We start from the raw sequence: 9,968 nt of genomic DNA, 5'->3' as shown, positions 1-9,968 counted from the left end.
GTATTCGCAAGCAGTTGCGCGACTCGGACAACCTACGCGATGCGGTAGAATTTGTTCTTAAACAAGCTGCGTCCTAACCAATGTGGCAGTGGCTATATCACGATCGCTCAAGATGACTCCAGGCAAATTCCAGGAACAGAGTGGGATATCGAGATCAGAACAATCATTCAAGGAAAACATCTGACTTTCAGATATATTCTCGTGACGGCTCTTTTAGGAAAAGCAACTAACCCGAGTATCAATGCCCTTGCGCTTCAAGCAGGTGCTGATGCTGAAGGAGCTTATGATGCCCGTAGCTTATGTCATGGGGTTGTTGTACGGCTTGAGCGTCAATTGCTAAGTAGTTCACTGGGAGGTTCAAATGAGCCATTTCTCAATAAGCCTGCTCGCTTTCCGATGATATCCCCATCAAATGCTGTGAGGGCTGGTAAGGATAAAGAGCTTTTGCTCATACTGCATAAGGTGCTATCCGAGATAGAAACGTCTGAGCAATCTTTCAATGGTCTCTGTACTGCTGTGCGGCAGACCATTGAAAGACAAGCCACTCGAAGTGGGCTGCTTTCTCAACTTTCAGAATCAGCAAACTCCCACTTAAAAATCATTGATTTTGTTGATGCATTTGTCACCAAATCGATCGAGGGACAGGTTGCTGCAATCGTAACAGGAACTATTCTATCCACCTATTTTGACCAGTTTGAAGGGTTTGAGGTCATTGTCCATCCGGTCAATCAGAGCGGCGCTTCTTCCAATGAAGTAGCAGATATAGACATCAAAAAAAACGGTAAAAATTTTGTAGCTGTTGAGGTGAAGGATAAACAGTTCAGTGAGCAGGATGTTGATCATGCCGCCTTTAAAGCAAGTCAATATGGCTTAAAGTCAATCACGTTTGTCATTGGAGTCAATGGAATTTGTATTGGTTCATCTCTTGAGCAGATTGCAACCACTGTTTTGCTCACGAGAAATGTCAATGTCATTTTTGTTGATCTTGTTCCCTTTATTAGAGCGGTCATCGCATTAGGTCCAGAATTTCCCTTTGCTAACTTTTTTGCAAAGCTCCAGTATTATGCGATCGTCACTCGGGTTAGGGATGAAGTTTATGAGCATATAGAACACGTTTTCCAATCCATGCAAGTTCCGTCAAACCCATCGCCTAACGATCGGATTGGAGGAGACTGACAAAAGCTCCTGGTACGTTGCCAAAGATACTGGTAGCTGCTCAATGCAACCGTTCACCGTAGGGGCATTTTGGTGGAATATCTCTCTACCTAGGTTTCACCACTAAAACTGAACAGGGAGCATCGGTCACGATTTGACCGCTGACCGACCCTAATAAAATCTTCTGCATTCCGGTTAACCCTCGACTGCCGATCAAAATCAGGTCAGTCTTATAAATGTTTGCCAATCGCAGAATCTCTTCAACGGGTTCGCCCGTCACAATCTCTATTTCACTGCGACAAGGTAAGTTTTTTTGATACCCGTGAAGCTGCTTATCAATCCGATCGTGAGGAAAGCCCTCTAAATTAGCCTGGGGTCGATCGACTGCGATTTCAACGTCGGTCTGCGTGGCTGGAATCACATACGCCAAAACCACCGTCGTGGTCGGCTCAAGATGAAGCTGCTGCAAGGTCTGTATGACTTGATTTGCCAATGGGTCATGATCGACATCCAACGCAACCAGAATCGTGTTTAGCATGGCAACTCTCTCCGATCGCTTCACCTAGCTATCACCCTACAACGATTTTCAAGCTGGGCGATTGCAGGTTTACTTATCGTTGCTGACTGACTCGGTTTTAATCGGTTCTAAAGTAGCAGGCTCTGTCAACGTGAGATCAAGTCCTGTGCTGGGAGGCTCGACTAAGACTTCTGGCTCGATCGGTCTGACGCGACGAATCTGAAGATTTGCAATTAACGCCGTTGATCGCTGATTGTTTTCTAGCGAGATCTCGGTTGCCTCATCATCCAGTTCGACATATCGAGAGACGACTTCTAGAATTTCTTTTCGCATCGCCTCAATCACGCTGGGAGGTAGATCGGCGCGATCGTGTGCCAACACCAGCTTGAGGCGGCGCTTAACGTCTTGGCGGCTGTTGTCGCCCCCGCGTGGAAAAAGTCGTTCGAGAAGTTCAATGATCATGGAGAGCCAGAAGAAATCAGAGTTGAGCAACTGGAAATAATGCAGCCGTTGAAAACTCAGTGGGTTAAATCACTTTTTCGACAGAAGTTTACGCAATCGAGTTAAGAAGCTGTCATTTGGCACCGAAAGATCTTGAAAGGGCACATTTTCACCCTCTAAGCGACGAACAATGTTATCAAAAGCAGTGCCAGCAGTAGAGGGTGTCTCAGACAAGACGAGCGGTTCGCCTTTGTTGGTCGAGACAATCACCCGTTCGTCATCGGGAACCACGCCAATTAAGGGCACCGCCAAAATTTCTTGCACGTCTTCGACCGACATCATATCGTTTGCCGCCACCATCGCAGGTTTGAGCCGATTGACGATCAGATGAATGCGTTTGATGTTGTTTGCTTCGAGCAAGCCAATCACCCGATCGGCATCTCGCACTGCCGCGATTTCAGGAGTCGTGACGATCAGGGCTTCTTTGGCAGCGGCGATCGCGTTTTGAAAGCCCATCTCAATCCCGGCGGGGCAGTCAATCAAAATATATTCATAGACTCTCGCCAGGGCGTTCACCAATTGCCGCATTTGATCGGGATTAATGGCATCTTTAGTGCGATTTTGCGCCGCCGGAAGCAGCACCAAATTATTAAACCGTTTGTCTTTGACGAGTGCCTGCTCTAGGCGACACTGCCCTGATAACACTTCAACGGCAGTGTAGACCACTCGATTTTCTAAGCCCAGCAAGAGGTCAAGATTTCTCAAGCCAAAATCGGCATCAATGACCGCAACTTTACGTCGCCGTTTTGCCAGAGCCATCCCTAAATTTGCTGTGCAGGTAGTCTTACCGACTCCCCCTTTACCCGATGTGACGACGATGATACGAGCCATTGCAATGATGCGACTACAGAACGACAAGCGTTGACCCAACCGGATCGACTCTTACAAGCTTTCTAGAATAGACGTAAACCCGATCGCTTCAATGATCAGGGTGAACCTTCAGCCCACACTATCAGAAAACTCGATCGATTGACTCAATCCTAAACCGAACTTAAAAACCTGTTTAAATCTCATTCCTCACTCTGGCGCTGGCTGTCTGACAAACTCCGTCGCTCTCGCAATCCGAATATTGCCTTGGGGGGCGACATACGCCACTTCGGGGTGATACTGAGCCGGAGGGGTTTCGGGCGCTCTTGCCACAAAATCAGCAATCCGAATTTGGGTCGGTTCGAGTTGCAGCGCCATAATCAAACATCGGGCATTGCCCTTGCAGCCTGCGTGAGCCACTCCGCGCAGCCGCCCCCACACGAGAATGTCGCCCTCTGCAATCACGCTGCTACCGGGATTGAGATCGCCTAACACAACCACCGTGCCATTATGCCGAATTTCAGTACCCGATCGCAGCGTCATCTGAAGATAAAGCGGCTCGTCCATCGCTTGCCCCGCCTCGACCTGAGCCTGATTGAGCGGAGTCACGGGGGCAGGATGCTGCTCGACTGAATAACCCGCAGTGGCGGCAGCAACAGCCGTTTGACGACGACTGGTAAAGACTCGCTTGAGCTGAAGTTGGGCTTCGGTCAGGGCATCTGCGATCGCTTGCAGTTGTCGATTGTCGAGCAAGCGATCGCCAACGACCAAATCCACGCGAGTTCCGGGTTGCCAGAATCGCTCTTTGGCATCTAGCTGCTGTTTAAACTGCTGCCAAATCTCGCCCCACGTCAAAGCTAGCGACGCATTGGCAGCCGTCACTTCTGATTCAGGAGGCAGGGTGAGAATCAGCCGTCCCCCTTCGCTTTTGAGACGAACCTGGATGTTAGGGTTAACCTCTAAAGCAGGGGGGCTAACCTCGACAGGCGGAGTGCTGGGCGGAGTAGAGGAGGTTTCAGAAGTCATGCGGGAGATTGGCGGCAACGGATCAAATATATTACCTTTGCCCGACTCCGAGAGCAGGAGTCAGAAAGTTCGTTCTTTGGGCTAGGAGTAATCGGGCACGGGTCATGAATTAATAGAAGGACTCGTCAAAAAAATTACGCTCCCCATGCTATTTGATTGGATTCACGATCTGAGTAGAAAAATAATTGCTTTGTGGCGGCACAAAGTCGGACTCAAACTACAGCCTCTGCTCACAGCGGTTCGATTAGGAGGTTTGGCACTAGCAACGATCGCCCTCTGGTTATTTACCTACATTGCCGAAGAAGTCTTTGAGCATGAAACTCAAGCCTTTGACGCAAATGTTTTATTAGCGATCCGATCGCTGCAAAGACCGTGGCTCGATCCGATTATGGTGTTCGTTACCGATGTCGGTGATCCAAGAGTGCTGCTCGTGATCTGTGTGGGGTTGAGTGCGATTCTGCTCATTCGACATCACAGAGCCGAGGCGATGACGATCGCGATCGCTGGGTTTGGAGCGTTGGGGCTAAATTTCGTGCTCAAGAATTTGTTTGCGCGGGCGCGTCCTGAGCTATGGTCACGCATTGTAGATGTGACAAATTATAGCTTCCCCAGTGGTCACGCGATGCTGTCGATGGTGATGTATGGGTTATTGGGCTATTTGTTAGCGACTCGGTTTCAACGGTGGCGAGGAGTCATCGCTACGCTGTCAACATTACTCATTCTGCTGATTGGTTTCAGCCGTCTCTATCTGGGTGTTCACTGGTTCACCGATGTGGTTGGTGGATATGCGGCAGGGCTGGTTTGGCTCATCACCTGCATTCTCAGTCTAGAAATTTGGAGACAGCGCCACGATTTGAGCCATTCTAAGCCCTCTCCAGATGTCTGAAAGGCTTCTTGCTCACTCGCACCTGTGAAAAACATGACCGCTTCTGCAAAATCAGCGATCGTATCTATCAGATCCGGGATCAACCGACTTTTTTAAGAACTTCGCCTTTTATACTGGATATACCTTGGGCAAGAATGCAGAGGAAACCGCTTTATGGTTCAAGTTGTCATTAATCCAGCATCGTTGTTGGAGACTGGGATTCAAGTCGAGAAAGTGGATCAACTGAGCCTATTTAAATTTACCGATGCCTTGCAATCTCGCTTAGAGACTTTGTTGGAAGACAATGAAACGGGTTCTCTGACACCAGAAGATGCCGAAGAATTGACTGCGATTCAGGAACTCGCAAGCTTCGCTACACGCAGTGTTCGCATTTTCACGTATCTCAATTCGCGGCTGATTGCCCAACAGTGACGATCAATGACTCGACGAAGCGAACTGTTCGTAAACGGGGGCAAGATAGATGCGAATATTGCCACTCGCCTGAACGAATTAGGGCGTTGCTGAATCGATGGATGAAGCACAGATTTTACCCTCACCCTAGCCCTCTCCCCAAGGAGAAGGGACAAGAGTTCTGGCTCCCTTCTCCCTGGGGAGAAGGGTTGGGGATGAGGGTAATCGCGATCTCGAATCTGCGGCAGTTGTCTCTTTGTTTAACCCTCGACTGCACGATTGGGCGGATCATTTTACCTGGACGGCTGATGGAACCAGAATGGTTAGGTTGACCCCGATGGGGCGGGCGACGTGTGATCGCTTGGATGTGAATGACGATCGCTATCAGGGAGAACGATCGATCACTGAAGCTCGATCGCTGTGGGTTGAAGCGGGTTGGCATCCTCCGGGCGATGATCCTCGACAGAGTGAGTGAGAAGTGCGATCGCTTCTATGAAAAACAAGGCTGCTGGTGCAAAAACCTCGATCGTTTCTCCAAATTGTGCGATCGTTGGTGCAAAAAGCTCGATCGTTGCTCCAAGAGGGCGTTTGATGAAGTATAGAAAGCCTCTTCACTATCGTTGCTAATCCGCTCCGGACTGAAGTCGGGGCTAGCCTTGCGAAGTCCGTTGAAACGGACTGAAGACGCGGTACTGACTGGCTTTTAGTCCCTTTAGTGGACTTCGCAAGGCTAGCCCGGAATTCCATTCACGGGCGGGATGGAATCGAAGCCAACAACCTCGGTCGACCCCACGTTCTCGACCGTGCCGATCAAATCCTAAATTACCGTTGCCCCATGTGTGATCGTTTTCTCGAAAAGCTCGATCGTTCGTGCAAAAGCCTCGATCGTTCGTGCGAAAACCATGACCGTTCTCTCAAAAAGCTCGATCGTTGCTCTAAATTGCTCGATCGTTCCCCCAAAAAGCTCGATCGTTCCTATAAAAACCATGACTGTTCGTGCAAAAACCTCGATCGTTGCTCCAAATTGCCTGATCGCTCCCCCAAAAAGCTCGATCGTTCCTATAAAAACCATGACTGTTCGTGCAAAAACCTCGATCGTTGCTCCAAATTGCCCGATCGTTGGACGGCTGACCCCGATCGCTCACCCTTCATCGTGTGTCTTACCCATCATTTGCCGCACATATTCTAAACTCTGCCGCGTTCCGATCGTGTAGGGATGCTGATTTCCCAAAAGTTGCTGGCGCAGTTCTAACGCTTGGACGAGCAATGGCTCTGCGTCCGTCAATCGCCCCTGATTTGCATACAGCACTGCCAAATTGTTGAGGCTGGTTGCCACATCGGGATGTTGCTCTCCTAAGAGCGATCGACATAATGCCAACGCCTGAAGGTAGAGCGGTTCTGCCTCCTCGTACCGTCCTTGAGACTTATAGAGTCCTGCCAAATTGTTGAGGCTGCTTGCCACATCGGGATGTTGCTCTCCTAAGAGCGATCGCTTTTTCCTCCTCGTACCGTCCTTGAGACTTATAGAGTCCTGCCAAATTGTTGAGGCTGCTTGCCACATCGGGATGTTGCTCTCCTAAGAGCGATCGCCATAATGCCAACGCCTGAAGGTAGAGGGGTTCTGCCTCCTCGTACCGTCCTTGAGCGCGATAGAGTTCTGCCAAATTGTTGAGGCTGTTTGCCACATCGGGATGTTGCTCTCCTAAGAGCGATCGCCATAATGCCAACGCCTGAAGGTAGAGGGGTTCTGCCTCCTCGTACCGTCCTTGAGCGCGATAGAGTTCTGCCAAATTGTTGAGGCTGTTTGCCACATCGGGATGTTGCTCTCCTAAGAGCGATCGCCATAATGCCAACGCCTGAAGGTAGAGGGGTTCTGCCTCCTCGTACCGTCCTTGAGCGCGATAGAGTTCTGCCAAATTGTTGAGGCTGTTTGCCACATCGGGATGTTGCTCTCCTAAGAGCGATCGCCTTAATGCCAACGCCTGGAGGTAGAGCGGTTCTGCCTCCTCGTACCGTCCTTGAGACTTATAGAGTCCTGCCAAATTGTTGAGGCTGGTTGCCACATCGGGATGTTGTTCTCCTAATCGCTGCTCGACGATCGCTCGACACTGCCCATACCATTGCTCTGCCTCTGCAAAAGCTGACTGTCCCTTATGAAACCAAGCGATCCGAGTGGCGGGTACAATCAAATCGTCATCCGACAGCCAGGGGTTGAGCGTCGTTGCCGCTTCTTTGAGATGAGGAATGGTAGGCAAAACAGCCTGAAGAACAGAGAGCGTTGGCTGTTGTGGAATTTTTTGCCCCTCTCTCACCATGACTTTACAGAACGATCGCTTCCATTCCTCCACTTCTGCCATCTGTTCTCGCTTGACCGCAAAGAACTCTCGAAGCAGTTGATGGAGTTGATACATCTCTTGTCCAGTTCGCTCCAGCAAACTCAATCCCAACAACTTCTCATCTCGCAGATCTTCGAGATCTTCCGGTTCCTCCTCTGGCAAACACGCCTCAACCAACGACCAGGGGATTTCTGCCAGCGCAAACATACTCAACAACGCCGCCAACTGTTGAGATTTCTCATTCAGATCTTGCCAACTCAACTCAAACGCTGCCGTCACACCTAACGATGCCGTCATTTCTGGCTCTGCTTTCAGCAACGCTTTAGCAAATAGCTTTTTATCTTGCAATCGTTGCCACAAAACCGCGATCGACACATCCTTCTTCTTCGCCAGATATCGCCCGACCAACTCCAACCCCAATGGCAAATAGCCCAACCATTCACAAACTTGCTTTGCTGTCGCCAAATCCTGATCAATTCGCTGATCTTGAACGATCGCCCTCAACAACTCCAGCGACTTTTCTTCCGACAGCACCTTGATTTCAAAATCTTCTACCGGATGACCAAAGCGCGATCGAGTCGTCAGCAAAACTCGAAACTGCGATCGCTGGGGTGGCAAAACGGATGCAATGTCGTCATACTGCTGCACATTATCCAACACAATCAGTGTTTCTTTTTTCTCCCAATTTCGCCAACACCACGCCACCTTTTCGGCTAATTCCCGATCCTCTGGGATGGTGAGATTTAGCTGCGATCGAGCAAACAACACAATCTGCGATCCCACATCCTCTCGCGCTCTCAGCCAGCAGATCCCTCCTGGATAGGTGCCCATGTCTCGCTGCTGAAGGGCATACTGCGCCGCTAATTCAGTCTTACCGATGCCGCCCATTCCGGTGATTGACGAGATGGCGATCGTTTCTCTCGACTGAAGTTGTTTGTGCAGCGTTTCTAAATCCTCGTCTCGCCCCACAAAGATCTCACTCACACGCGGCAGATTAGCCGCAATGTCAGGCGGATAGACAGGTTTGGTGCGATTTGTTCCCGATGCCGCACTTCCTGGAAATCGTGGCTTTTGATTGGGTTTGGTTCGTCCATCTAGCACCGATCGCCGCACCAATTCTTGCGCTTCTGCCTCATCGACTCCAACTAGATCAACATAAACGATCGTCGCCAAAATTCCAGACAGCTTACATTCCCCAACTCGAATCGGAATTAAGGTTCGTTTCTCCCCAGTTGGATCTTGAGCAAACGCTGCCGCCCATTCAGGTTGAGTAAATAGAGACTCCAAATAGTGGTCTGACAGCACCGCGATCGTTCTCTCTGCTTCAGATGCCGCCTTTTGCATATCCAACACAAAATTTCCACCGGGGCGAAAATCCCACGCCTGAATGACTACTGAATATTCGGCTTCTTCTAGAATCCACGCGATCCATTCTGCGAAGGCGCGATCGTGACGGTTGTAGCTAACAAAAAAATCCTTCATAGAGCAACAGTGAGGAACCGAGAGAGGCGATCGTTTCTACCTTCTTTCTACCTTAAGAACTTAAGCCGTTCCGTGAATTCTCAAACCTTCTGTAGAGAATGACACCTGTGCAACTGAGAAGGCGATCGCCACACTTCACAAAGTGTTTATTCCGATTTGAAATGCAACACGACTCCCTTATTCATCGGTGAACGGATCTACCTGCAAGATAAATCCAGGTAAAACCGCTTCTCCAGAGAGTTGAACAGGCAGCGACTTCACTTCTTTATCCTGTCCTTGACGATACACTTCGACCTGTTGATCTTGAGGATTAAACAGCCAGCCCAACCGCACGCCACTATCGAGATATTCCTGCATCTTTGCTTGTAGCGTCGCCAGGTCATCGGTGCGCGATCGCAGTTCAATCACAAAATCAGGCGCGATCGGCGGAAATCTTTTACGTTGTTCGGGTGTCAGTGCCTGCCATCGAGAGAGTTCTACCCACGCTGCATCTGGAGAGCGGTCACTTCCACCCGGTAGCTTAAACAGAGTTGAAGAGCTAAATACTTTTCCTAGTTGGGTCTGCTTGTTCCATACATATAATTCTCCTCCCAAATCCATCTCTCGGTTTCCACTGTCTCCTCCTACGGGTGACATAACAATCAACACTCCTTTTGCGTTTCGCTCGATATCTAATTCAGGATTGTGAATGCAGAGTTGATAAAATTGCTCATCGGTCAGATGAACGTCTTGCATATCTACCAGTAAAGGAAGGGTCAGTTCCATCGTCTGTGACTCCCATTGATAACGGTCTACCAGAAGTTAGTGTCTAGGTCTTTAAAAGCGTTGTTCTGATGGTCTCACATTAGTCTACAGAGTCTTTGAGATG

The 9,968-nt window shown here is 49.6% G+C and carries 12 protein-coding genes; 4 read left to right on the top strand and 8 right to left on the bottom strand.

Annotation, left to right across the window (positions count from 1 at the left end):
- Window positions 1-51: 51 nt before the first annotated feature.
- A complete protein-coding gene (locus A8707_RS09225) occupies window positions 52-1,176 on the top strand; it encodes a restriction endonuclease, SacI family (RefSeq protein ID WP_068816512.1) in 1,125 nt (374 codons plus the stop codon).
- Between the two features lie 85 nt (window positions 1,177-1,261).
- Here A8707_RS09225 and A8707_RS09220 read toward each other — a convergent pair whose 3' ends face one another.
- The 4 genes from A8707_RS09220 to minC form a co-directional block, all read right to left on the bottom strand.
- Complete coding sequence (locus A8707_RS09220; RefSeq protein WP_068816511.1) at window positions 1,262-1,693, bottom strand: universal stress protein; 432 nt, start codon at window positions 1,691-1,693, stop codon at window positions 1,262-1,264.
- Between the two features lie 69 nt (window positions 1,694-1,762).
- Complete coding sequence (minE, locus tag A8707_RS09215; RefSeq protein ID WP_082906297.1) at window positions 1,763-2,134, bottom strand: cell division topological specificity factor MinE; 372 nt, start codon at window positions 2,132-2,134, stop codon at window positions 1,763-1,765.
- Between the two features lie 69 nt (window positions 2,135-2,203).
- A complete protein-coding gene (minD, locus tag A8707_RS09210) occupies window positions 2,204-3,004 on the bottom strand; it encodes a septum site-determining protein MinD (RefSeq protein WP_068816510.1) in 801 nt (266 codons plus the stop codon).
- Between the two features lie 186 nt (window positions 3,005-3,190).
- Window positions 3,191-4,006 carry a septum site-determining protein MinC gene (gene minC, locus A8707_RS09205; RefSeq protein ID WP_068816509.1) on the bottom strand — a complete coding sequence of 272 codons (816 nt, stop codon included), beginning with the start codon at window positions 4,004-4,006 and terminating at the stop codon, window positions 3,191-3,193.
- A 145-nt stretch (window positions 4,007-4,151) separates the two neighbouring features.
- Here minC and A8707_RS09200 point away from each other — a divergent pair, with 145 nt between their 5' ends.
- From A8707_RS09200 to A8707_RS09190, 3 genes are all read left to right on the top strand, one after another.
- Window positions 4,152-4,892, top strand: a complete 741-nt coding sequence (locus A8707_RS09200; RefSeq protein WP_082906296.1) for a phosphatase PAP2 family protein — start codon at window positions 4,152-4,154, stop codon at window positions 4,890-4,892.
- A 153-nt stretch (window positions 4,893-5,045) separates the two neighbouring features.
- Window positions 5,046-5,303 carry a hypothetical protein gene (locus tag A8707_RS09195; RefSeq protein WP_068816508.1) on the top strand — a complete coding sequence of 86 codons (258 nt, stop codon included), beginning with the start codon at window positions 5,046-5,048 and terminating at the stop codon, window positions 5,301-5,303.
- Between the two features lie 298 nt (window positions 5,304-5,601).
- Window positions 5,602-5,757, top strand: a complete 156-nt coding sequence (locus tag A8707_RS09190; protein ID WP_156518455.1) for a hypothetical protein — start codon at window positions 5,602-5,604, stop codon at window positions 5,755-5,757.
- Between the two features lie 342 nt (window positions 5,758-6,099).
- Here A8707_RS09190 and A8707_RS09185 read toward each other — a convergent pair whose 3' ends face one another.
- From A8707_RS09185 to A8707_RS09175, 4 genes are all read right to left on the bottom strand, one after another.
- On the bottom strand, window positions 6,100-6,354 hold the full coding sequence (locus tag A8707_RS09185) for a hypothetical protein (protein WP_068816506.1): 255 nt from the start codon (window positions 6,352-6,354) through the stop codon (window positions 6,100-6,102).
- Between the two features lie 69 nt (window positions 6,355-6,423).
- Window positions 6,424-6,807 (bottom strand): tetratricopeptide repeat protein, encoded by a 384-nt coding sequence (locus A8707_RS29010; RefSeq protein WP_331711693.1) that lies wholly within the window; start codon window positions 6,805-6,807, stop codon window positions 6,424-6,426.
- Window positions 6,707-9,100: a tetratricopeptide repeat protein gene (locus A8707_RS09180; RefSeq protein ID WP_197484703.1), complete on the bottom strand. Its 2,394-nt coding sequence runs from the start codon at window positions 9,098-9,100 to the stop codon at window positions 6,707-6,709. The genes A8707_RS29010 and A8707_RS09180 overlap by 101 nt, the downstream gene beginning before the upstream one ends.
- Window positions 9,101-9,277: 177 nt before the next feature.
- Entirely contained in the window at window positions 9,278-9,865 is a 588-nt protein-coding gene (locus A8707_RS09175) for a Uma2 family endonuclease (protein WP_068816505.1), read from the bottom strand.
- Window positions 9,866-9,968: the final 103 nt, after the last annotated feature.

The organism is Phormidesmis priestleyi BC1401, from assembly GCF_001650195.1.
GTDB lineage: Bacteria > Cyanobacteriota > Cyanobacteriia > Leptolyngbyales > Leptolyngbyaceae > Phormidesmis_A > Phormidesmis_A priestleyi_B.
This window is presented reverse-complemented; position numbering and strand designations above follow the sequence as displayed.

Excerpts from the sequence above, each read along its gene's own strand:
- A8707_RS09220 (WP_068816511.1), bottom strand. The coding sequence starts at position 1,693 with ATGCTAAACACGATTCTGGTTGCGTTGGATGTCGATCATGACCCATTG.
- minE (WP_082906297.1), bottom strand. The coding sequence starts at position 2,134 with ATGATCATTGAACTTCTCGAACGACTTTTTCCACGCGGGGGCGACAAC.
- minD (WP_068816510.1), bottom strand. The coding sequence starts at position 3,004 with ATGGCTCGTATCATCGTCGTCACATCGGGTAAAGGGGGAGTCGGTAAG.
- minC (WP_068816509.1), bottom strand. The coding sequence starts at position 4,006 with ATGACTTCTGAAACCTCCTCTACTCCGCCCAGCACTCCGCCTGTCGAG.
- A8707_RS09200 (WP_082906296.1), top strand. The coding sequence starts at position 4,152 with ATGCTATTTGATTGGATTCACGATCTGAGTAGAAAAATAATTGCTTTG.
- A8707_RS09195 (WP_068816508.1), top strand. The coding sequence starts at position 5,046 with ATGGTTCAAGTTGTCATTAATCCAGCATCGTTGTTGGAGACTGGGATT.
- A8707_RS09190 (WP_156518455.1), top strand. The coding sequence starts at position 5,602 with ATGGTTAGGTTGACCCCGATGGGGCGGGCGACGTGTGATCGCTTGGAT.
- A8707_RS09185 (WP_068816506.1), bottom strand. The coding sequence starts at position 6,354 with ATGGTTTTTATAGGAACGATCGAGCTTTTTGGGGGAGCGATCAGGCAA.
- A8707_RS09180 (WP_197484703.1), bottom strand. The coding sequence starts at position 9,100 with ATGAAGGATTTTTTTGTTAGCTACAACCGTCACGATCGCGCCTTCGCA.
- A8707_RS09175 (WP_068816505.1), bottom strand. The coding sequence starts at position 9,865 with ATGGAACTGACCCTTCCTTTACTGGTAGATATGCAAGACGTTCATCTG.